Consider the following 22,833-nt stretch of genomic DNA (forward strand, 5'->3'; position numbering starts at 1 on the left):
GTATTTCGTGTTTCCAACCTTACCAGATCCGTTTTCCGTTCCGTTCCCGGTTCGGATTTCATTTCCGGTGGCCGTTGGAGGGCCTTTGCCTTTCGACTGATCCGACTTTATCAGAAGTTTTCGGCCGGTCTTACCGGCTTCGGATTCCGATTCATCGGGGGTGGCTTCTCGTTTAATGAAATTCGAGAAGCAGCTAGATCTTAACTGCCGCCGTCGGACTTTGTCCAACTGTAGGCAACTGTTCGAATCTACCTCCCCAGTCCTTCCGTGTCAACGGTTTTTCCGGGGCGATGAGGAGACTAGCAGGTCAGATGGGCCGTATGCACATCACGCTGCGAGGGGGACGGAGGCGCTGCGTTCGTCCTGATCCAGGTCTCCGGTCTCGCCGGCGCGGGCCGCTCTGCCGCCGAGCACGTAGACGTAGGCGAGGAATGCCAGTTCAGCGCCGATTCCGATGGCGATCCGGGCCCATGTCGGGAGGCCTGACGGGGTCACGAAGCCTTCGATGGCGCCCGAGATGAAGAGGACCAGGGCGAGGCCGATGGCCATGCCGAGGGCTGCGCGGCCCTCCTCCGCCAGGGCGGTGCGGCGGGTGCGCGGACCCGGGTCGATGACGGTCCACCCGAGGCGTAGACCCGTACCGGCGGCTACGAAGACTGCGGTCAGCTCCAGGAGGCCGTGCGGCAGGATCAGGCCGAGGAAGGTGTCGAGGCGGCCGGCCGAGGACATCAGGCCGATGCCCACGCCGACGTTGAGCATGTTCTGGAAGAGGATCCAGACGACAGGGAAGCAGAGGAAGGCTCCCAGGACCAGGCACATCGCGGCTGCCTGGGCGTTGTTCGTCCAGACCTGGGCGGCGAAGGAGGCCGCGGGGTGGCTGGAGTAGTACGTCTCGTACTGGCCGCCGGGGCGGGTCATCTCCCGGAGCTCACTGGGGGCGCCGATCGACGACTGGACTTCGGGGTGTGCGGCGATCCACCAGCCGATGACTGCCGCGAGGACCGTCGAGAGCAGGGCGGTGGGGATCCACCAGCGGCGTGATCGGTAGACCGCTGCGGGGAAACCGTGTGTCAGGAAGCGTGTGACATCACGCCAGGAAGCGCGTCTTGTGCCGGTCACGGCGCTGCGCGCGCGTGCCACCAGGTGTGTGAGGCGTCCGGTCAGCTGCGGGTCGGGTGCGCTGGACTGGATCAGGGAGAGGTGGGTGGCGGTGCGTTGGTAGAGAGCGACCAGTTCGTCGGCCTCGGCTCCGGTGAGGCGGCGCCCGCGGCGCAGCAGGGCGTCCAGTCGGTCCCACTCGGCTCGGTGGGCGGACACGAAGACGTCGAGGTCCATCGGTTGACTGCTCCTCGTAGCTCCTCGTACTGCGGCGCGTGATTCATCAGCTTGGCAGACTGGCCAGTCCGACGGCAGGGCAGGGAAGGGTGGCTGGCGTGAGTGAGCTTGTGACGGGCGAGGCGGTGGCACTGGAGCTGCGTCCCGCGAAGCTGCCGAGCCGGGCGCTGGCCGTGCTGATCGACCTGGTCGTGGCATGGGCGGTGTACCTGGCTGTGACTCTCGGGATTCTCGCGTCGACCGCTTCTCTGGACGAGGCGGCGGCTGCCGCGGTCGCGGTCGCCGGTTTCGTGCTTCTTCTGGTCGGTGGGCCCATCGCCGTGGAGACGCTCAGCCACGGGCGGTCGCTCGGGAAGCTGGCGTGCGGGCTGCGGGTGGTGCGGGACGACGGGGGGCCGATCCGGTTCCGGCATGCGCTGGTGCGGGGGGCCATCGGGGTCGTAGAGATCCTGCTGACGTTCGGGGTCGTCGCGTGTATCGCGTCGTTGGTGTCGGCGCGGGGGCGACGGCTCGGGGACGTGTTCGCGGGGACGCTGGTCGTACGTGAGCGGGTGCCCGCCGGGCAGGCGGCGTTCGTGCCTCCGCCGCCGCCCTGGCTCGTGGGGCGGTTCTCCGGGCTGGATCTGTCCGGTGTGCCCGAGGGGCTGTGGTTGGCGATACGCCAGTACCTGACGCGGATGCAGCAACTGGATCCACAGGTGGGCTGGGCGATGGCGGAACGGCTTGCCGGTGATCTGGCGGAGCGGACCGGGGCGCCGGCGCCGCACGGGGTTCCGCCGGCCGCGTATCTGGCGGCTGTGGTGCACGAGCGGCAGGCGCGGGACGCGCGGCGGGCTGCCGGTGTCGCCGCCTCGGCTTCCGTGAGTCCCATGGGTGCGTTCAGGGCTGAGAGGCCGGTGGGTGCTTCTCAGGGCGGCTCTGGGCATGCCCCCGAGGGTGGTCACGTCCCCGTGGACGGTGCTCGGCCTGGTGCTTCTGGCTCTCCTTCCATACACCACGGGCCGGGAGGGCCGGGAGGGCCGGGGGCGGAGGCGGACCGGCCGGCGACCGGGTTTCAGCCGCCTGCCTGATCAGGCGTCAGGGCTCAGGTCTCAGGCGTCAGGCGAAGACCGACGGTGGGGTTTCGAGGTGTTCCAGCTCGATGCCGGGGGCCGCGAGGACGACGTCGCCGGTGATGTGGACGGCGTGCTGTTCGCCGGTGTCCAGGGCTGTGACCTGGTATTCGTCGACGATCAGGGGGCCGTTGTCAGTGGCGTGTGCTTCGCTTTTCAGCAGGGCCCAGGACTGGTCGAGAGTGCGGGGGGCGAGGACCGGGTCCGTGAAGGCGACCAGGCGGATCCGGGTCGCGGGGGAAGCGGAGGTCAGGCGCAGGAGCCGGGCCGTCGCGATGAGGAAGGCGGGGGATGTCCCGGTGAAGGCGTGGGCGGGGGCGTTGTCTTCGGTGGCGTGTGCGCCCGTGGGGTCGGTGCGGACCCAGGTGACACCGTTGAGAGCCCCGGCGCGGACCTGCCAGTCGCCGGCGTGGAGTTCGAGGCGGATGGGGCGGCCGCGGTCGTCGAGTGCGAGGTCGACGGAGCCTGTGGGGGTGCCTGAGGGAGTGGTGCGTTGGGAGACGTAGCGCCAGCCGGAGGGGCCGGGTGCGCAGTGGAAGTGTTCTTCGCCGAGGGGGGTGTGGTCGTGCGTGTCGTGGAGCGAATATCGGCCGCGGGGCATGGGCTTGGTCCTGGTCCTCGGTCGGTTCCTGCGCTGAGCTGTTGGTGGCGGGGGCGGGGGCTGTAGCGGTAGCGGTAGCGGTGCCCATGCTGGTGCCGGGGGCGGTGGGGGTTGCCGTACCGGTGGGGGGCGGGGGTGCCGGTATCAGTGTCCATGGCGGGGGCGGTGCCCGTCGCGGGGACGGATGCCCGTGGCGGGGGCTGGGGGTCCGGGGGCAGGCGGGTCGATGGGGCTGTGGTCGACGGGGCTGTGCCGGGTGGTCGGGCGGTCTCCTGTCGCGTCACCGCTCAAAGGGGCAGGCCCCCGCCGCGGGGGCGAGGGCCTGCTGAGGTCGAGGGGACCGGGGTCGGTCGGGCCTCAGTAGCGGTAGGGGTCCGGTCAGTAGCGGTAGTGGTCCGGCTTGAAGGGGCCCTCCACCTCGACACCGATGTACGAGGCCTGCTCGGGGCGGAGCTTCGTGAGCTTCACGCCGAGCGCGTCGAGGTGCAGGCGGGCGACCTTCTCGTCCAGGTGCTTGGGGAGCACGTAGACGTCGGTCGGGTACTCCTCCTGCTTGGTGAACAGCTCGATCTGGGCCAGCGTCTGGTCCGCGAAGGAGTTGGACATGACGAAGGAGGGGTGGCCGGTGGCGTTGCCCAGGTTCAGCAGGCGGCCCTCGGAGAGCACGATCAGGACCTTGCCCTCGGGGAACGTCCAGGTGTGGACCTGCGGCTTGACCTCGTCCTTGACGATGCCCGGGATCGCGGCCAGGCCGGCCATGTCGATCTCGTTGTCGAAGTGGCCGATGTTGCCGACGATGGCCTGGTGCTTCATCTTGGCCATGTCCGCGGCCATGATGATGTCCTTGTTGCCCGTCGTGGTGACGAAGATGTCGGCCGTCTCGACGACCTCGTCCAGGGTGGTCACCTGGTAGCCGTCCATCGCCGCCTGGAGCGCGCAGATCGGGTCGATCTCGGTGATGATCACACGGGCGCCCTGGCCGCGCAGGGACTCCGCGCAGCCCTTGCCCACGTCGCCGTAGCCGCACACGACGGCGGTCTTGCCGCCGATGAGGACGTCGGTGGCGCGGTTGATGCCGTCGATCAGGGAGTGGCGGCAGCCGTACTTGTTGTCGAACTTCGACTTCGTGACGGCGTCGTTCACGTTGATCGCCGGGAAGAGGAGCTGGCCGTCACGCTGCATCTCGTAGAGACGGTGGACGCCGGTGGTGGTCTCCTCGGTCACGCCGCGGATCTCCGAGGCGAGCTGGGTCCACTTCTGCGAGCCCTCGGTGATGGTGCGGTTGAGGAGCTGCAGGATGACGCGGTGCTCGTCGTTCTCGGCGGTGTCGACGGAGGGGACCTTGCCGGCCTTCTCGTACTCGACGCCCTTGTGGACGAGGAGGGTGGCGTCGCCACCGTCGTCCAGGATCATGTTCGGGCCGCCGGTGGGGGTGTTCGGCCAGGTCAGCGCCTGCTCCGTGCACCACCAGTACTCCTCCAGGGTCTCGCCCTTCCAGGCGAAGACCGGGATGCCCTGCGGGTCCTCGGGCGTGCCGTTCGGACCGACCGCGATGGCCGCGGCGGCGTGGTCCTGGGTGGAGAAGATGTTGCAGGAGACCCAGCGGACCTCGGCGCCGAGGGCGACCAGGGTCTCGATGAGGACGGCGGTCTGCACGGTCATGTGCAGGGAGCCCATGATGCGGGCGCCGGCCAGCGGCTGGCTGGCGGCGAACTCCTTGCGGATCGACATCAGGCCGGGCATCTCGTGCTCGGCGAGAGTGATCTCCTTGCGGCCGAAGGCCGCGAGGGAGAGGTCGGCGACCTTGAAGTCCTTGCCGTTGATAAGAGTCATGAGTGAGCTGCTCCTCGTGGGTCGATCGAGGGATGGACATGGCTGACCTGCGGCGTCGGGCACACGGGTGCTCAGACGCGCGCAGCGCAGTCCGTCGGAGGCCCTCTCTCCCTCGGACAGTCCGTGCGTGGACCGCCCGACCGCCATCAGCAGCGACGTCTGGCTCGGTCACCAAGCTACACCGATTGGCCCAGCAAGCCCCAGCCCGCCTTGAGGTACTTCATCTCCGGCGGATAGGCCGCCAGACCCGGACGATATGGGATCTTTGCGCTTTTGATCCTGCGGTTATGTGTTGCAGGATGCCTTGAGATCGGGAACATATGCGCGATCTTGTGTGGCCAAAGGCGTTAGGAGATCCACGTGACCAGTCCGGCCGATCCCCCCACAGGCGGGGGCAGCGGCGAGCAGCGGAGGCCGAAGCTGCTCGCCGTCACCGCCTGCCCGACCGGTATCGCTCACACGTACATGGCGGCGGAGAAGCTCTCGCAGGCGGCGGAGCGCCTCGGCGTCGACATGAAGGTGGAGACGCAAGGCTCAATCGGGGCCGAGAACGTCTTGACTGACAACGATGTCAGAGACGCCGACGGCATCATCATCGCAGCTGACAAGGATGTGGACCGCAGCAGGTTCGCCGGGAAACGTGTGCTGTCCGTGGGGGTGTCCGAGGGCATCAGCCACCCGGAGCAGCTGATCGAGCAGGTGAGGAACGCGCCCGTCCACGGCGAGGGTGAGGGCGGAGGCGGGGGTTCCGCCGAGGCTTCCACCGGAGGCGGAGGCGGAGGAGGTGGCCGGGAGCGGAGCGTCGCGTACAAGGCGCTGATGAACGGCGTCTCGTACATGATCCCGTTCGTCGTGGTCGGCGGGCTGCTGATCGCGATCTCGCTGGCGCTGGGCGGTGACGCCACGTCCAAGGGCTATGTGATCCCGGAAGGAACCTTCTGGGCGCACGTCAACGCCATCGGGGTCATCGGCTTCACGTTGATGGTGCCGATCCTGTCGGGCTACATCGCGTACGCGATCGGGGACCGGCCCGCGCTGGTGCCGGGCATGATCGGCGGGTGGATCGCCAATACCGGGGAGCTGTACGACTCCAAGGCCGGTGCGGGGTTCATCGGGGCCATCGTGACCGGCTTCCTGGCCGGGTATCTGGTGGTGTGGATCAAGAAGGTCAAGGTCCCGAAGTTCGTCCAGCCGATCATGCCGATCATCGTGATCCCGATCGTGGCGACCACGACTCTCGGGCTGTTCTTCATCTACGTCATCGGCAAGCCGATCTCCTGGGTGTTCGAGCATCTGACCAGCTGGCTCAGCGGCATGACGGGCACCAGCGCGATCCTGCTCGGGGCGATCCTCGGCCTCATGATCGCGTTCGACATGGGCGGTCCCGTCAACAAGACAGCGTTCCTCTTCGGCACCGGGCTCATCGCGACCGGCAACCAGACCGTCATGGGCATGTGCGCGGCGGCCATTCCCGTGATGCCGCTCGGTCAGGGCCTCGCCACGCTGATCCGGCGCAAGCTGTACTCGCAGCAGGAGCGCGAGACCGGCATGGCGTCGCTCTTCATGGGCTTCTTCGGGATCTCCGAGGGCGCCATTCCGTTCGCCGCGGCACGGCCCGCGCAGGTCATCCCCGCCAACATGCTCGGTGGCGCCGTCGCGGGTGCCGTCGCCGGCATGGCGAGCGTGAAGGACGCGGTGCCGCACGGTGGCCCGATCGTGGCGCTGCTGGGCGCGGTCGGCGGCGTACCCATGTTCTTCGTGGCCATCGCCATCGGTGCGGTCGTCACGGCGCTCACGACCGTGACGCTGGTCGACCTCAGTGAGCGCAAGCGGCGCGGGGCTCCCCTGGTCGACGCCCCGGGCGCGTCCGGCGGGCCCGAGCCGGTGCTCGCCGGGGTCGGAGCCACCGCAAGCGGTGCGGCGGTCGTCGCCGGGACGCCGCAGAAGGCACCGTCGGCCTCCGCCGCTCCTGCCGCTCCCGCCTCCCCCACCTCTCCTGCCTCCTCCACCGCTCCTGCCTCCCCCTCCTCTCCCGAATCGGAGCAGACCGAGCAGGCCGAGCAGGCCGAGTCACCGGACGAGGTTCTCTCCGGGTACCTCACCCGGCAGACCGTGAAAGTCCGGCTCGACGCGGGCGACAAGGACGCCGCCATCCGCGAGATGGCCGCGCTGCTCGCCTCCACCGGCAAGGTCAACGACGTGGAGGAGCTGGTGCGGACCGCGCTGCGGCGCGAGGAGCAGGGCACCACGGGGCTCGGCGAGGAGATCGCCATTCCGCATGCCAAGACCGATGCCGTGGACTCGCCGGTCGTCGGGTTCGCGCGGTCGTCGGAGGGCATCGAGTGGGGTTCGCTCGACGGTACGAAGGCCAAGTTGATCTTCATGATCTCCGTGCCGGAGGCGGCCGCCGGGGACGAGCATCTGCGCATTCTCGCCCTGCTCTCCCGGAAGCTGATGGCCCCGGACTTCCGGGAGCGGCTGGAGGCGGCGCCTGACGACGCCGCGGTCCTCGACGTGCTGCGCGAGGTGCGGTAGCGGTCGGATCTTCCCGGAAAGCACCAGGCAGGCTCCCTGGAGCCTTCCCGGATACGTCGATGGGGCCCCGCACCGAGCATGGTGCGGGGCCCCATCGACGTACGAACGAAACAGGCTCAGTGGCCGCCGGGTGACTTCGCCGGGTTCTCGCCCGCGACGGCCGCCGACTCGTCGTAGATGTCCGGTTCGAGGTAGATCACGCGGGCGATCGGGACCGCGACGCGGATGCGCTCCTCCGCGGCGTTGATCGCGGCGGCGACCTCGGCGGCCGTGTTGTCGTGCCGGACGGCGACCTTGGCGGCGACGAGCAGTTCCTCCGGGCCAAGGTGGAGCGTGCGCATGTGGATGACCTTGGTGACCGTGTCGCCGTCGACCAGGGCCTTCTCGATCTTGCCGACCTCTTCCATGCCCGCGGCCTCGCCGAGCAGCAGGGACTTGGTCTCCGCGGCGAGGACGATCGCGATCACGATGAGCAGGACGCCGATGCAGAGCGTGCCGATGCCGTCCCAGACGCCGTCACCGGTGGCCAGCGCGAGGCTGACGCCGACGAGGGCGAGGATCAGGCCGACGAGCGCGCCGAGGTCCTCCAGGAGGACGACGGGCAGCTCGGGGGCCTTGGCGCGGCGCACGAACTGCGTCCAGGTGAGCTTGCCGCGCGTCAGGTTGGATTCCTTGATGGCCGTCCGGAAGGAGAAGCTCTCCGCGATGATCGCGAAGACCAGGACCCCGACGGGCCAGTACCAGTGCTCGATCTCGTGCGGGTCCTTGATCTTCTCGTAGCCCTCGTAGATCGCGAACATGCCGCCGACCGAGAAGAGGACGATGGAGACGAGGAAGGCGTAGATGTAGCGCTCGCGGCCGTAGCCGAACGGGTGCTGCGGGGTCGCCTCGCGCTGCGCCTTCTTGCCGCCGAGGAGCAGCAGGCCCTGGTTGCCGGAGTCGGCGAGGGAGTGGACGCTCTCGGCGAGCATCGAGGACGAGCCACTGAAGATGAACGCGACGAACTTCGCCACCGCGATCGCGAGGTTCGCCGCCAGTGCCGCGACAATCGCCTTTGTTCCGCCTGACGCGCTCATGAGTGCGGGGTTCCCTTTCGCCTTCGTACGTATCGACTTCGTACGTATCGACCACGTTGCGGCGGTGCTTTGCCCGCCCTTTGCGGTGGGTCATTGTTGCAGCACGGGACGGCTGTGGTGCGTCAGGCCACCACGGTGGCTCGGAAAACCGTGCCGGTGCCGGACACTTCGGCCTTTTCGCCGACGGGGACGAATGCGGACTGGCCGGGCGTCAGGGTCAGTTCGCCCGCGCGGACCGTGCCCGCCGTGCAGAGCAGGATCTGCGGGGTGGCGGTGGTGAGGTCGTGCGGGGCGGCGCTCTCGGGCAGGACGAAGCGGGAGAGGCGGAACTCGTCGATCGGGGTTTCGTAGACCTCTTCCCCGGTGGGGGACGCTTCCGGGCGCAGGACGCCGGGGTCCGTGGCCTCGAAGCGGACGATGCGCAGGAGTTCGGGGACGTCGACGTGCTTGGGGGTGAGTCCGCAGCGCAGGACGTTGTCGCTGTTGGCCATGATCTCGACGCCGAGGCCGTCGAGGTAGGCGTGCGGGACGCCGGCGCCGAGGAACAGGGCTTCGCCGGGCTGCAGTTGTACGTGGTTGAGGAGCATGGCGGCGATGACGCCGGGGTCGCCGGGGTAGTGGTGGGCGATGCCCGCGTACGGCTCGTAGGCGCCGCCGAGGCGTCGCGCGGCGGCCGTGACCTCGGAGACCGTCTCGGCCATCTGCTCGGGGTCGGCGCTCAGCACGGCCGTCAGGACCTCGCGCAGGGCGGCCTCTTCGGGCTGGGCGCGCAGCAGGTCGACGTACGGCTTGAGGGAGTCGACCTCCAGGGCTTCGAGGAGGTCGGCGGTCTCGGCGGGGGCGCGGAAGCCGCACAGGCCGTCGAACGGCGTCAGGGCGCAGATCAGTTCGGGCTTGTGGTTGGCGTCCTTGTAGTTGCGGTGCGGGGCGTCGACCGGGACGCCGCGGCGCTCCTCGTCCGCGTACCCCTCCTTCGCCTGGGCGAGGTCGGGGTGCACCTGGAGGGAGAGCGGGGCGCCCGCGGCGAGGATCTTGAGGAGGAAGGGCAGGCGCGGGCCGAACTTGGCGGCGGCCGCCTCGCCGAGCTCGCGCTCCGGGGCCGCGTCGATGACCTCGTTCAGCGCGCCGCGCTCGGTGCGCGAGGGCGCGCCCGGGTGGGCGCCCATCCACATCTCGGCCTGCGGTTCGCCGCTCGGCTCGGCGCCGATGAGCTCCGCGATGGCGGTGGTGGAACCCCAGGCGTAGGGGCGGATGGTGTTGGTGAGGCGATCCACGGAGGGGCTCTCCCTTACTGGGTGCTACTGCGTACTAACCGGGTACTTCTGCGTACGCGCATGCTGGGCTTCGGCGGTGACCGGCGCTGTGGTCATGATCCGGCCCCCGAGGCGAGCGCCAGGTAAACGGCGGCGAAATCCGTGACGGCGATCAGCTCGGCGAGCGCTTCCAGTTCGTCGCCGTCCTCCGGTTCGAGCTCGCTGAGCGCGATGTCGTGGCCGTGCGCCAGTTCGCGGGCGGCGGGGGCCGCGGTGAGGCCGCCGGCGTCCACGGGCCGGTCGCGGAGCAGCACCACGCGGGCGCGGAGGGCCGCGGGGTCGTCGACGCGGTCGCGGAAGAAGTCGTCGGTGTCGCCACCGCTGCCGCCCGTGGGGCTGCCGGCGAGGACGGCGCCGTGCGCGGGCAGCGCCTCGGGCAGTTCGGCGGCGAGCGCGGCGTGCCCGGCCTGCTCGGCGAGGGTGGCGGCGAAGCGGCGGCCCGCGGCTCCCGCGGACTGTCCCTCGGTCCAGATCAGCGGGAGCGAGTCGGCCAGCTCGGCGGCGAGGGTCTTGGCGGGGTTGCTGTACGTGGCGATGGCGGGGCCGCAGCGTTCCGCGACGCGGTCGAGGCGGTCGGCGACCTTCTGCAGGGTGTCGGCGGGGGCGGTGACCAGTCCTGTGCGGTCGAGGAGCACGAGCAGCGGGACGAGGAGGGCCCAGAGGGTGCAGGGGGCGCCGGGTGCGGCTTCGTCCTCGACGCGGCGGGCCTCGTACGAGGCGGAGCCGCGGGTGGCGTCGTCGTGCGCGCCTTCGTACGCGCCGTACGGGGAGGTGGCCATGGGGACGGTGAGGCCGTGGCTGCCCTCGACGCTCTCGGCCAGCGGGGTGCGCGCGGGGGCGACGGCGACGACCGTGCAGCCGCGGCGGTACGCCTGGTCGGCGAGGAGGGAGAGGCCCGGTTCGGTGCCGTCGGGGGTGGCGATGAGGAGCAGGTCGACGGGGCCGACCCAGCCGGGCAGGGTCCAGCGCAGGGCGCCCGCGGCGGGGGCGACACCGCTCGGGGTGAGCCGGATGACGGGGCAGCCGGTCCCCACGAGGCCGTCGAGGAGGTCGGCGACGCAGGCGGCGGCGGTGCCCGGTCCCGCGATCAGGACGGCGCGCGGGCGGCCGTCGGGCTTGAGTTCCGTCAGACCCGCCTCCGCGGCGTGCCGGGCCGCGGTGCGGACGCGGGCGCCCGCTTCCGCCGCGCCGCGCAGCAGTCCGCGACGGTCGGCGCGTGCGAGCGCCTCGGGGTCGTCGAGCAGCGACTCGTCGAGCATGGGGTCAGGTCTCCGATCGCGGGGCGCGGCTTCCTGCGGGTGCCGGGGCCGTGTCCGGCGGGTGGCGCTACGCGGGGCGGCGTGCCTCGTCGACCAGGAGGACGGGGATGCCGTCGCGCAGCGGGTAGGCGAGGCCGCATTCCTTGGTGTCCGCCGTGCAGATCAGCTCGGTGTCCGTCTCCTTGAGGGGGGCGTGACAGGCCGGGCAGGCGAGGATCTCCAGGAGGCCGGCTTCGAGCGGCATTGGGTGGGTCCCTTCGAGCGGATGCGGTGGGTGGTGCGCTGCTGTGGCGCGCGGGATGCGGCCTGGTCAGCCTACCTCCGTGCGGGGCGGTGCGCGGGGGGTCGGGAAGGTCGCGGCCGGGCGGCCGCGGCCTTCCCGTTGTGGCCGGTGTCCGCGTGTGCGGACGTCAGCCGCGGATGATCGCGAGGGCCTCGTCGCGCACCTTGGCCATGGTCGCCTCGTCGCGCGCCTCGACGTTCAGGCGCAGGAGGGGTTCCGTGTTCGACGCGCGTACGTTGAACCACCAGTCGGCGGCGGTCACGGTGAGGCCGTCCATCTCGTCGAGGGTCACGCCGTCCGTGCCGTCGTACGCCGTCTTGATCGCGGCGAGGCGGGCGGTCTGGTCGTCGACCGTGGAGTTGATCTCTCCGGAGCCCGCGTACCGGTCGTACTGGGCGACGAGTGCGGAGAGCGGGCCGTCCTGGCCGCCCAGGGCCGCGAGGACGTGGAGGGCGGCGAGCATGCCCGTGTCCGCGTTCCAGAAGTCCTTGAAGTAGTAGTGCGCGGAGTGCTCGCCGCCGAAGATGGCGCCGGTCCGCGCCATCTCGGCCTTGATGAAGGAGTGGCCCACGCGCGTGCGGACCGGTGTGCCGCCGTTCTCCTTCACGACCTCCGGGACCGACCAGGAGGTGATGAGGTTGTGGATGACCGTGCCCTTGCCGCCGTGCTTGGCGAGCTCGCGGGAGGCGACCAGGGCGGTGACGGCCGACGGGGAGACCGGGTCGCCGTTCTCGTCGACGACGAAGCAGCGGTCCGCGTCGCCGTCGAAGGCGATGCCGAGGTCGGCGCCCTCTTCGCGCACCCGCTGCTGCAGGTCCACGATGTTGGCCGGGTCCAGGGGGTTGGCCTCGTGGTTGGGGAAGGTGCCGTCGAGTTCGAAGTACATCGGCACCAGTTCGAGGGGCAGGCCCTCGAAGACGGTGGGGACCGTGTGTCCGCCCATGCCGTTGCCCGCGTCGACGACGACCTTGAGGGGGCGGATGGCGGTCAGGTCGACGAGGCCGCGCAGGTGGGCGGCGTAGTCGGTGAGGGTGTCGCGCTCGGTGAGGGTGCCGGGGGTCGCGGCGCTCTCGGGGGCACCGGACTCGCGCCAGCGCTCCACGAGGGCGCGGATGTCGGCGAGGCCGGTGTCCTGGCCGACCGGGGCGGCGCCCGCGCGGCACATCTTGATGCCGTTGTACTGGGCGGGGTTGTGCGACGCGGTGAACATCGCGCCCGGCAGGTCCAGCGCGCCCGACGCGTAGTACAGCTGGTCCGTCGAGCACAGGCCGATCTGTGTCACGTCCACGCCGAGGGCGGCGGCGCCGCGTGCGAAGGCGCGCGAGAGGCCGGGTGACGAGGGGCGCATGTCGTGTCCGACCACGATCGCGTCCGCCTCCGTGACCTTTGCGAACGCCGCCCCGAACAGCTCGGCGAGCGACTCGTCCCACTGGTCGGGGACCACCCCGCGGACGTCGTACGCCTTCACGATCTGGGACAGATCAGCAGTCACGGCCAACCCTCTCTGCAGGTTCTGCGAGTTCAGCGAGTACGGAGAGCCCTCCGCGGTCACCCCAAAAGTACCCGCTGTGACCGACAGCAGGCCGCGTCTCCGGAGAGCGCGCTCAAGGCAGCATCCAGCCGAGCACCGCCGTGCTCTGCCCGACGACGATCAGGCACATCACGAGGAGCAGGCCGAGACTCCAGGGCAGCACCTTGCGCAGCAGGTCGCCCTCCTTGCCCGCGAGTCCGACGGCGGCGCACGCGATCGTCAGGTTCTGCGGGGAGATCATCTTGCCGAGGACGCCGCCGGAGCTGTTGGCGGCCGCGAGGAGTTCCGGCGACAGGCCGGACTGCTGAGCGGCCGTCACCTGGAGGGCGCCGAAGAGCGCGTTGGCCGAGGTGTCGGAGCCGGTCACCGCGACGCCGAACCAGCCGAGCACCGGCGACAGGAAGGCGAGTCCCGCGCCGGCGGCCGCTACGTAGTGGCCGATCGTGGCGGCCTGGCCGGAGAGGTTCATGACGTACGCGAGGGCGAGGACGGACGTCACGGTGAGGATGGCGTACCGGAGTTCGTGGACGGTGGCGGCCCATTCCCGTACCGCCACGCGCGCGTGCACCCCGATGACGGCCGCGGTGCCCACTCCGGCGAGCAGCACGAGCGTCCCGCCGGTCGCCACGAGCGGCAGGGAGAAGACGTTGCCGCCGACCGGTTCCCCCGAAGGGTCGCCGACGTTCAGGAAGGGCCAGTCGAAGGTGCGCGTCGCCTTCGCGAGGAGGTCCTTGACGGCCGGGATCTGGGCGAGGGAGAAGACGGTGACGATCAGGGCGTACGGGGCGTAGGCGCGCAGCACTTCGGAGCGCGGGTCGTCGTGGTCGAGGTCCTCGCTGCGTACGCCGGTGAGGACCGTGGCGCGGACGGGCTCGGTGGCGGGCCTGCGCGCCTGTGGCACCGCCATCAGGGCGCCCGCGCCCGCCAGTGCGGCGCCGATGTCGGCGAGTTGCGCGGAGACGTAGTTGGATGCCGCGAACTGTGCGACGGCGAAGGCGAACCCGCAGGCCAGTGCGGGCACCCAGGTCTCGCGCAGCCCGCGCCGCCCGTCCACGAGCACCACGAGGAGCAGCGGTACGACGAGGGCGAGCAGGGGTGTCTGGCGGCCGACGACCGTGGCGACGGTGTCCAGTGGGAGGCCCGTCACCTGAGCCAGTGTCAGTACGGGCGTGCCCATCGCTCCGAAGGCGACGGGTGCGGTGTTGGCGACGAGGGCGACGACCGCGGCGCGCACCGGGTCGAAGCCGAGGGCGACGAGCATGACCGCGCTGATCGCGACGGGCGCTCCGAAGCCGGCGAGTGCCTCCAGGAGCGCTCCGAAGCAGAAGGCCACTACGAGGGCCTGGATGCGCGGGTCGTCGGAGAGCCTGCCGAAGGAGCGGCGCAGGATGTCGAAGTGCCGGGTGCGGACCGTCATGCGGTACACCCACAGGGCGTTGACGACGATCCACAGGATGGGGAAGAGCCCGAAGAGGGCTCCCTGTGCGGCGCTGGAGGCGGTCTGGCCGAGCGGCATGCCGTACGCGAGCCAGGCGACCAGGACGGCGACGGCGAGGCCGATGAGCCCCGCCCGGTGCGCTTTCATGCGGACGGCGCCGAGGAGGACGAGGACGGTCAGGAGGGGCAGGGTCGCGACGAGTGCGGACAGGCCGAGCGAGTCGGCCACGGGCTCCAGTTGCTGCACGAACACAGGACGCCTCCCGGCTGTGGGGTGGCGAAATCGTCATGTCCCCGACGAACGGACGTCAACGTTCCGGACGGCGAAGATCCCGTGAAGGGTGCGGCGGGGGCGAGGGGCGCGCTGTGGGCGTCGCGTGGTTCAGGCGCGCGGTTCAGGCGCGTGGTTCAGGCGCGCGGTTCAGGAGTCCGGGGAGCGCAGCACCCGGAGGTGGCCGCGGCGTGCGACCTCCATCGGGTCCGCCCTGCGTGCCCCGCCGCCTGCCTCGGCCGCGCGCTCCTGCGGGCGGGCCGCCTCGCGCACGGCGTTGGCGAGCGCTTCGAGATCGTCGCCGGAGGGGCGGGCGGGACCCGAGGCGTCGGCGAGCCGGACTACGTCCCAGCCGCGGGGTGCGGTGAGGCGCTCGGAGTGCTCGGCGCACAGGTCGTAGCAGTGGGGTTCGGCGTAGGTGGCGAGGGGGCCGAGGACCGCGGTCGAGTCGGCGTAGACGTACGTCAGCGTCGCGACGGCGGGACGGCCGCAAGCGGTGCGCGAACAGCGACGTACAGGGCTCACGATGTTGGACGGTACCGCACTCTTGAGCGGGCCGCGACGACTCTCCATGAGGTCACTCCACCGTGTCGTGCCCTGGCCCACGCACCGACGCACCGCGCGGACACCTCGCTGACCTGCGCAGACGCCAGTGACCGCAAGGGCGGACGGTATCGATTCCGGTCACCACATGGCGTGGATCACGTCATTCGGTGCGAGATCGACGGTCCAGGAGAGATACGGAATTGAGTCCGAGTCCGGCAGGAACGGTCAGGAAAGGACATGTCGCGTGCCGCAAGGAAAGGGAGATCTCGGGGACTACGCTTCGTCAGTGATGGACGACCCCGTACAGCCTCGCCCCGCGGAACCGAGGCCCCGCCGCCGCGATCGCCACGGCAGGGGCATGCGCGGCCCTGTGGCGCCCCCTCAGGTGCCGCTCTCGGCCAGCCGCGGCGAGGCCTTCACCGACCTCGTGCAGGACTCGGTGGAGCGCCTCGAACGGCGCTGGCCGCAGCTCACGGAGATCGAGTTCATGGTGCTCGAGGTGCCGCCGCTGGGCCGGGCGGACGGGGAGTGGCAGGACGAGGTGGTGCCACTGGGCGGCACGATCACGGCGTCCGAGGGGCGGCCTGCCCGCGTCGTCATCTACCGCCGCCCCGTGGAGATCCGCACCAAGGGGCGCGACGAGCGCGCGCATCTCGTGCACGAGGTCGTCGTCGAGCAGGTCGCGGAACTGCTCGGCCTGTCCCCGGAGTCGGTCGACCCGCGCTACGGGGACGAGGACTGAGCCCACCGCCCCGCGCGCGGGATGTCCCTCGGCGCGGCACCACCCTCCCCTCACTTCTGAAGGACGGCTTCACTTCTGAAGGACGGCCAGGTCTCGCTCGGCCTTCGGCACGGCGACCGTGCCCCGGTCGTCCGGCAGCGTCTGGACGGTGAACATCGGGATGCCGTTCTCCGGCGCCGACAGCGTCCGCGCCGCGTGGACCGGGCCGCCGGACACCGGCTCCACCGTGAGGGCGTAGGAACCCTTGAGGCCGTCGGGCACCGGAGGGTTCGCGATCTCCAGGGTCGTACCACCCTTGACCGTGTACGTCTTGGTGGCCGGTGAGCCGCCTTCGGTGCCTGCGGACGCCGTGACCTTCACCTGGGCCGACTTCCCGGGGGCGACCAGCGAGAGCGTGGAACCCTTGGCGCGGTTGTCGGCGACCGTCGCGCGCGCGCCGACCTCGCTCGTCGCCGGGATGAACGCCGTCTCCTGCTTGGTGCCCTTGCCGCGGGTGACGCGCAGCGCCGCCACCACGGGAACCGACGCCTCGGTCGGCGACAGGAGCAGCGAGCCGGCCTCGCCCTTGGTGACGTCTCCGAGGTCGACGGCGGCCGTCATGCCGGACTTGACGTGCACGCTCTCGTTCCCGGCCGGGGTGATCGTGCCGGTCGGCGAGACCAGCTGGACCTTCAGGTCGGCGTCCTGGGCGCCCGGTGCGTAGGCGACCAGGCGCACCGAGGTGGCGTCCTTCGGGATGCCGGGCAGGACGAGGCTGTCCGCCGGGTCGGCGGAGGCGGGCAGCCAGTCGCCGCCCAGCTTCTCGTCGGAGGACTGCACGGCGGCGGCGACCCGGCCGCTGCGCGCGATCACGTGCATGGTCAGGTTCGTGTACGCCTTGTCGGCGAGGGTGGACAGCAGCACCGGGACACTGGAGTGCGGCTGGACCTGGATCGAGTCGCCCACCGCGGACGTGACCTCACCGTCCGGGCCGAACAGTTCCACGTCGACGACGGCTGCGGAGTCGTCCGGGTTCGTCAGGTGGATGTAGTCGTTGCGGTCCTTGGCGGTGCTCGCGCCCGGGAACCAGAAGTCCGTGTCGGGCGCCGTGCAGTTGGTGCCGTGCATGCCGCGGCCGCTGCCCGCCGCGTACGTAGTGGTCTGCTGCACGGTCCAGCCGGGGGCGAGCCCGCCGTCGGCCGTGCCGATGAGCGCGGGCGCCTCGGCGCCGGACTCCTCGCCTGCGACCGGTTCGCCCGGCGTCTTCTGGGTGAGGAAGGGCTTGGCCTTCTTGTCGTTCTCCTTGGCCGCGTCCGTCAATGCCTTGCTGACGGGCAGCAGTTCCGCCTTGCCCTTGTCCTCGGCGCCGCTCGCCTTCGGCGTGAACGCGGTGTACGAGGTCTCGGCGAGGTCGGAGGAGCTGGGCACCGGGCAGAGGAGGCTGGTGCGCTCGACGGGCAGCCGGGTCGCCGTCCGCGCCTTGGGGTCGTCCGTGCCGTCCGTGCCGCCGAACGCGGCGAACCCGGTGACGGCGCCGAGCGCGACGACCACGGCGATCAGGGACTGGGTGGTGCGGTTCACTGCTGGCTCCCGTCGGGGCGCTCACTGTCGGTGCCGTGGGGCGGTCGTGGGGGCTGCGGCGGCAGCGGGGGCTGCTGTTGGTCGTACGCCTGTTCTTGCGAGGCGTCGTACGAACCGTCATACGGGGCGTCATATGCGGCGTCGTACGACTGCCCGTACTGCTGCCCGCTTCCGTAGACACCGCCGGCGCCTCCGTAGGACGCGTACGGGTCGTACTGGCCGCCCTGGTAGGCGTCCGCCTGGTACGACGGCTGCTCGTACGCCCCGGACGGGTACTGCCCGCCCTGGTACTGCTGTCCCCCGTCGTACGTGCCGTGCTCGGCGCCCGCGTGGGCGGGTGCCTCCCACTCGTCGTAGGACTGCGACTGCTGCTGCGGGACCGTGGCGAGGGCCTCCTCCGAAGGAGGAGGCGGTACGTCCTGGCCCGCCTCCTGTGCGGCCTGCTCGCTCTGGGCGCGCAGCCTGCGCGCCCTGCGTCCCTCGCCCTCGACCGCCTGAGCCGGGACGACGAGCTCTTCGGGGAGGTCGTCGTCGACGTGGCGGCGCCGCCCCGGCAGGGCGAGGACCACGAGGACGAGGGCGAGCGTGCCCTGGGCCCACAGCCAGGCCGTGTGGGTCATCGGGGCGTCGAAGGTGACGTCCAGGTGGCCGCCCGCGGTGGGCAGTTCGAAGCCCTGGGCCCAGCCGTCGACGGTGGTGCGGGGCAGCGGGTGGCCGTCGAGGGTCGCCGTCCAGCCCGGGTCGGCCGAGTCGGCGAGGCGCAGGACACGGCCCGCGTCACCGGATTCGATCTTCGTGTGGAGCTCGACGGGTCCTGCCGCGACGGGCTCGGGGTCACCGGTCTTCGGGACTACGGCGGCGCGGGCCACCTGCCGGTCGACGCGCCACAGGGCGCTGCCGTCCTCCTGGCTGAGCCGGGTCAGGCCCGGGGTGGCGTCCAGGGTGCGGGTCATCTGGCGGGGCGCCCCCTCGCGTACGAGGACGTAGCGCACGGCGAAGCCGCCGAGCTGGTCGGCCTGGTCGGCGCCGGAGCCCGCGACGAGCCGGGCGACGATCTTGTCGAGCCGCTCGTCGTCGGGGGCCGCCGCGGCGAGTTCCGCGTCGCCGAGCCGGCCGCCCGAGCCCCGTACGAGCGTGTAGGAGACCTCGGCGGTGGAGTCGCTGCCGAGGACGAGGGTGCGGGCCTGGTCCTGCGTGCCGCTCTCCTCCGCGACGAACGCGGGCACCTGCACCGGGTCGCGCCGCTCCAGCGGGCCGTCGGCGCCGCCGATCATCCATCCGGCGGCGACGAGCAGGGGTCCCGCGGCGGCGGCGAACGCGATGAGCGCGGCGACCGGCTGGCGCCAGCCGAAGCTCTGCTCGGCGACACGCGCGCGTGCCCCGTCGGCGCCGAGTGCGGCGGCGGCCAGGAGCGCGATGCCGTAGCCGAGGGTGGCCGGTCCTGCCCACGCCGAGCCGTTCGACAGGACCGCGAAGACCAGGGAGACCAGGGCGACGGCCCAGGCGGTGCGGACCGCGAGCTGCCGCTCACCGCGCAGCAGGGCGCCGAGCGCGGCGAGGACGATGCCGATGAGGAGCAGACCGTCCACGGTGCCGGGACCGCCGGGGCTGGCGCCGAGCAGGTCAACGGCGGTGGCTGATCCGGCGCCGAACTCCAGGCCCGCTTCCTTGAAGAAGCCGAAGGGCAGCAGCGACAGGGACCAGGGCGCGAGGACGAGCAGCGGCGTGCCGAGCGCGGCGAGGAAGCGCGGCCCGTACGCCATCAGGTCGCGGCGGCGCACCACGAGGAGGGCGAGGCCGAGCACCAGGGCGATCGGCCAGACGATCGGCGTGAACGCCGTGGCGAGGGTGAGCAGCAGGGTGTACGCCCAGGTGGCGCGCCATGTGCCGCGGACGCCGTCCGGGTTGGCGAGGCCGCTCGCGGCGATGCCCGCGCGCGCGATGAGCGGCAGCAGGACGGCGAGGACGGCGGTGCCGATGCGGCCGCCGGCGAGGGCGCCGGTGGCGGCGGGCAGGAAGGCGTACGCGATCGACGCCCAGGCGCGCAGCAGGCGCGAGGTGACGAGCGGGCGGGAGGCGAAGTACGCGGCGAAGCCGGCCAGCGGGACGGAGCCGACGAGCAGCACGGTGACCGCGAGCCCGGTGGAGCCGAAGAGCAGGGATGACAGGCTCGCGACGAGCGCGAGGTAGGGCGGTGCGCCTTGTGTGCCGCCGGTGCCGACGGGGTGCCAGCCGTCCACGTAGCGCGCCCACAGGCCCGAGGAGTCGCCGGGTGCGGGGAGCAGGGCGCCGCCCGCGAGCGCTCCGGTGCCGAGCAGTGCGCGGCAGGCGATGAGCGAGGCGAAGAGGAGCACTACGAAGAGCATCGGTCCCGGTTTGCGGGCGACGCGCTTGAGGCGGGCGAACTGCTCGACCTCCAGGAAGTCGGCGTCGTCGCCGCCGGGTCCCGACTCGACGGCGCCGTGCCGTCCCGCGCCCGCGGGGGCCTCGGCGTCGGCGCGGCCGACGAGGCCGCCCGCCGCCTGTTCGACGGTGGCCCGCACGGTGGCGCCGGGCGGCGGGAAGAGGGGCCGCATCTCGCCCGCGTCGGGCAGCGGCTTGCCGCGCTGCTTGCGTGCGCCGAGGATCCGGCCGGGCCGCAGCAGTGTCGCGAGGAGACCGGCGACTTCGTCGAGGGCCTGGACGGGTGCCTTGCCGACGAGGTAGGCGACGGTGCGCACGAGCGTGCCGAAGACGATCCGGAAGAGGACCCAGGGCAGCACGGCCGAGCGGGCGTTGACGAGCAGGGTGTAGGTGGCGCCGGCCTTGTCCACGCGGTGCGGCGACGTCGCGGTGCGGCCGACGCAGTCGACGGTGCGGCGCTCGCGGGAGGAGGCCTCGGCGTGCCGCACGACGGCGTCGGGGGCGACGAGGACGCGGTGGCCCGCGGCGTGCGCGCGCCAGCACAGGTCGACGTCGTCGCGCATCAGCGGCAGGCGGCGGTCGAAGCCGCCGAGCTGTTCGTAGACGTCGCGGCGGATCAGCATGCCCGCGGTGGACACGGAGAGCACCGGCCGTACGTGGTCGTGCTGGCCCTGGTCCTGCTCGCGCCGGTCGAGGCCGGTCCAGCGGCGGCCGCTGTTGGCGATGGAGACGCCGACTTCGAGGAGCTGCCTTCGGTCGTACCAGCCGCGGAGCTTGGGACCGACGACGGCGACTTCCTTGCCGAGCTCCTGTTCGTTCTCCACGACGCGGAGCAGTTCGGCGAGGGCGTCGGGCTCGGGCGCGCAGTCGTCGTGCAGCAGCCAGAGCCACTGGACGGGTTCGCCGTGCGGCAGGTCCGGCATGTCGTACGCGTCGTCGCGCCAGCTGCGGCTCACCGGGTCCCAGCCGCTGGGGCGTTTCAGGTAGGGCAGCTCTTCGGGGGTGAGCACGGCGGCGGCGCGGACGGCTTCGTCGACGGCTGTGCCGAAGCCGGAGCGGCGGGCGAGGTGCAGCACGCGGTCGGCGCCGAGGGCCTCGGTGACCAGCTGGGCGGAGGCGTCGGCGCTGCCGGTGTCCGCGGCCACGGCGCTCTGCACGGGCCGCTCCTGACCGAGGAGCCCCGTCAGGGCGTCGGGCAGCCAGCGGGCGCCGTCGTGGGACACGAGGACGGCGGTCACGACGTGCCGCGGGAACTCGGGAGGGCGGGTCGGGTCGAACCCGGTGGCAGCGTCGTGATGGGCTGCCGAATGGCTGTGCACGGACATCGAGGTACGGGCCCCGGTTCGCTGGACTTCGGTGGACGCCTGCGCCCTGCGGGGGCGACGGGGCGTCTCGGACGGGGCCCCACACTAACGGCTGGCACCAGAACGGCCCGCCGCCTGTGGATAACCCACGGGTGACGGGCCGTTCGCTGCGCATTGTTTGGGGGAGATGTGTGGCGAATTGGCCGACGGCACGCTCGTACGAACGCGTTCGTTCAGACCGCGGCCTTCTTCAGTCTGCGGCGTTCACGCTCGGACAAGCCGCCCCAGATGCCGAAACGTTCATCGTTCGCAAGTGCGTACTCAAGGCATTCGGAGCGGACTTCGCAGGCGAGGCAGACCTTCTTGGCCTCGCGCGTGGAGCCGCCCTTCTCGGGGAAGAAGGACTCGGGGTCGGTCTGGGCGCACAGTGCGCGCTCCTGCCAGCCGAGTTCCTCGTCCGCGTCCTCGACCAGCAGTTCCTGAACCAGCTCGGTCATGTGCGCCCCTCGTCTGTCTGTGCGTCCCCGTGGTGCGGCCGTTACCGGTTTCGGCTGAACGACACGAGTGAAATTACAAGTGCGCCGATCCGGGCCAGTCAAGCCGAGATCTGCTATTGGGCCCCTTATTCACTCTGCGGAACCAAGGGTGTGCAGAAAGTGTTCAAATCGGCCTAAACCATGACACCCTCGATGACCCGTCCGGCGCTCCGCCAAGAGTTCCCCCGAAGTGTGATCTCAGTCGGGTCTCTTCAGGTGAGGACGTCGATGTTTGAGTGCCGGTTGCTGCGCCATGTGTCCGGAGGGTCGTCTGCACAAACCTTTCGCCTGGCAGAACAACCGGATGAGGTGAAACATAGCCCACATAGTGGACATCGAGTTGACAGTGGAGGTGTGAGCCGGTGTCCTGGTGGGCATGCTCGCGAACCCGGCTCTTTCGATGACCCGCACCAGCGGTTCCATCGGTGCTGCCCACGCGCGCTGTCGCTGTTCCTGCTCCAGCTGTTGAGTCCATCCGGCTGTAGAGCCGCGCCTCCTTCGGCGCACCTCCTTTGCATGTAGAGCCACCCCCCTCCTTCGCGACACCCCAGCACTCTTACGTTGAGGAACCACCGCACCATGAACAGCGACAGCGACCTCCAGATCGCCGGCGACATCCTCGAAGTCCCGCACCTCCTGCAGCCCGCCCACAAACACCCCGCCACCGTGGCCGAGTTCGTCGGCCTCGCCCGCACCATCGCCGCCGACCGCTCCCAGTGGGCGCACCTCGTCCAGTACGACGCCACCAGCCGCTGGTACCACCGCCTGCGCACTGTTCCCCAAGCTCTCGGCTCCGCTCGAGCAGGGGAGGCCCCAATCGGGTACGAGGTGTGGCTGCTCTCCTGGGTGCCGGGACAAGGCAGCGGCCTGCACGACCACGGGCGCTCCTCCGGCGTACTCACCCTCCTGGAGGGCGAGCTGACAGAGCACACGGAGCGGGGCACGCGGGCGCTCGGCGCGGGCGCACAGCGCGTCTTCGCGCCGGGCTACGTCCACGAGGTCGTCAACGACTCCCTGGAACCCGCCGTCAGCCTGCACATCTACTACCCCGGCCTGACCGAGATGCCGATGCACGCCGCCCGGTGCGCCGCCGCCGTCACGCCGGACGCAGCAGGGGATGTCGTAACCGCCTGACGCGGTGTCGTACCCGCCTGAC

17 protein-coding genes are annotated in these 22,833 nt (G+C 71.1%); 4 read left to right on the forward strand and 13 right to left on the reverse strand.

The genetic code is table 11. From position 1 onward, the window contains the following. Positions 1-327: 327 nt before the first annotated feature. Complete coding sequence (locus AB0N81_RS39305) at positions 328-1,335, reverse strand: stage II sporulation protein M (protein WP_365367255.1); 1,008 nt, start codon at positions 1,333-1,335, stop codon at positions 328-330. A gap of 98 nt (positions 1,336-1,433) precedes the next feature. Between AB0N81_RS39305 and AB0N81_RS39310 the strand changes: the two genes are divergently transcribed. Next, positions 1,434-2,405 (forward strand): RDD family protein, encoded by a 972-nt coding sequence (locus AB0N81_RS39310; RefSeq protein ID WP_365367257.1) that lies wholly within the window; start codon positions 1,434-1,436, stop codon positions 2,403-2,405. Positions 2,406-2,433: 28 nt separating this feature from the next. Here the strand turns inward: AB0N81_RS39310 and AB0N81_RS39315 are convergent, their stop codons facing one another. Both AB0N81_RS39315 and ahcY read right to left on the reverse strand, forming a co-directional pair. Beyond that, positions 2,434-3,048 (reverse strand): hypothetical protein, encoded by a 615-nt coding sequence (locus AB0N81_RS39315; protein WP_365367258.1) that lies wholly within the window; start codon positions 3,046-3,048, stop codon positions 2,434-2,436. Between the two features lie 378 nt (positions 3,049-3,426). After that, positions 3,427-4,881, reverse strand: a complete 1,455-nt coding sequence (gene ahcY / locus AB0N81_RS39320) for an adenosylhomocysteinase (protein WP_365367259.1) — start codon at positions 4,879-4,881, stop codon at positions 3,427-3,429. 360 nt (positions 4,882-5,241) lie between these two features. Here ahcY and AB0N81_RS39325 point away from each other — a divergent pair, with 360 nt between their 5' ends. Beyond that, on the forward strand, positions 5,242-7,416 hold the full coding sequence (locus AB0N81_RS39325; RefSeq protein ID WP_365367261.1) for a fructose-specific PTS transporter subunit EIIC: 2,175 nt from the start codon (positions 5,242-5,244) through the stop codon (positions 7,414-7,416). Between the two features lie 116 nt (positions 7,417-7,532). On the opposite strand, the gene AB0N81_RS39330 is transcribed toward AB0N81_RS39325, so the two are convergent. The 7 genes from AB0N81_RS39330 to AB0N81_RS39360 all read right to left on the reverse strand — a co-directional run bounded on the left by AB0N81_RS39330 (position 7,533) and on the right by AB0N81_RS39360 (position 15,159). Further along, a complete protein-coding gene (locus AB0N81_RS39330; protein ID WP_365367263.1) occupies positions 7,533-8,492 on the reverse strand; it encodes a cation transporter in 960 nt (319 codons plus the stop codon). A gap of 122 nt (positions 8,493-8,614) precedes the next feature. Next, complete coding sequence (gene manA / locus AB0N81_RS39335) at positions 8,615-9,766, reverse strand: mannose-6-phosphate isomerase, class I (protein WP_365367265.1); 1,152 nt, start codon at positions 9,764-9,766, stop codon at positions 8,615-8,617. Between the two features lie 92 nt (positions 9,767-9,858). Beyond that, positions 9,859-11,064: an SIS domain-containing protein gene (locus AB0N81_RS39340; protein WP_365367267.1), complete on the reverse strand. Its 1,206-nt coding sequence runs from the start codon at positions 11,062-11,064 to the stop codon at positions 9,859-9,861. A gap of 67 nt (positions 11,065-11,131) precedes the next feature. Next, positions 11,132-11,308, reverse strand: coding sequence for a Trm112 family protein (locus tag AB0N81_RS39345; RefSeq protein ID WP_365367269.1), 177 nt, complete (start codon positions 11,306-11,308; stop codon positions 11,132-11,134). Positions 11,309-11,474: 166 nt separating this feature from the next. Further along, positions 11,475-12,839: a phosphomannomutase/phosphoglucomutase gene (locus tag AB0N81_RS39350; RefSeq protein WP_365367271.1), complete on the reverse strand. Its 1,365-nt coding sequence runs from the start codon at positions 12,837-12,839 to the stop codon at positions 11,475-11,477. A gap of 112 nt (positions 12,840-12,951) precedes the next feature. Further along, entirely contained in the window at positions 12,952-14,568 is a 1,617-nt protein-coding gene (locus AB0N81_RS39355) for an L-lactate permease (RefSeq protein ID WP_365367273.1), read from the reverse strand. Between the two features lie 168 nt (positions 14,569-14,736). Beyond that, positions 14,737-15,159, reverse strand: a complete 423-nt coding sequence (locus AB0N81_RS39360) for a DUF3499 domain-containing protein (protein WP_365367275.1) — start codon at positions 15,157-15,159, stop codon at positions 14,737-14,739. A 262-nt stretch (positions 15,160-15,421) separates the two neighbouring features. Between AB0N81_RS39360 and AB0N81_RS39365 the strand changes: the two genes are divergently transcribed. Continuing rightward, entirely contained in the window at positions 15,422-15,874 is a 453-nt protein-coding gene (locus AB0N81_RS39365) for a metallopeptidase family protein (protein WP_365367277.1), read from the forward strand. Positions 15,875-15,943: 69 nt separating this feature from the next. On the opposite strand, the gene AB0N81_RS39370 is transcribed toward AB0N81_RS39365, so the two are convergent. From AB0N81_RS39370 to AB0N81_RS39380, 3 genes are all read right to left on the reverse strand, one after another. Next, positions 15,944-17,434, reverse strand: a complete 1,491-nt coding sequence (locus tag AB0N81_RS39370) for a DUF5719 family protein (protein WP_365367279.1) — start codon at positions 17,432-17,434, stop codon at positions 15,944-15,946. Beyond that, entirely contained in the window at positions 17,431-21,162 is a 3,732-nt protein-coding gene (locus AB0N81_RS39375) for a glycosyltransferase (RefSeq protein WP_365367281.1), read from the reverse strand. Before AB0N81_RS39375 ends, AB0N81_RS39370 begins: the two co-directional genes overlap by 4 nt. Before the next feature lie 212 nt (positions 21,163-21,374). Then, the gene (locus AB0N81_RS39380) at positions 21,375-21,638 is read right to left on the reverse strand and encodes a WhiB family transcriptional regulator (protein ID WP_016642094.1); all 264 of its coding nucleotides are present in this window, start codon (positions 21,636-21,638) and stop codon (positions 21,375-21,377) included. A 618-nt stretch (positions 21,639-22,256) separates the two neighbouring features. Here AB0N81_RS39380 and AB0N81_RS39385 point away from each other — a divergent pair. Next, a complete protein-coding gene (locus AB0N81_RS39385; RefSeq protein WP_365367283.1) occupies positions 22,257-22,811 on the forward strand; it encodes a cysteine dioxygenase family protein in 555 nt (184 codons plus the stop codon). Positions 22,812-22,833 lie beyond the last annotated feature (22 nt).

It is taken from the genome of Streptomyces sp. NPDC093510, from assembly GCF_040683555.1.
GTDB lineage: Bacteria > Actinomycetota > Actinomycetes > Streptomycetales > Streptomycetaceae > Streptomyces.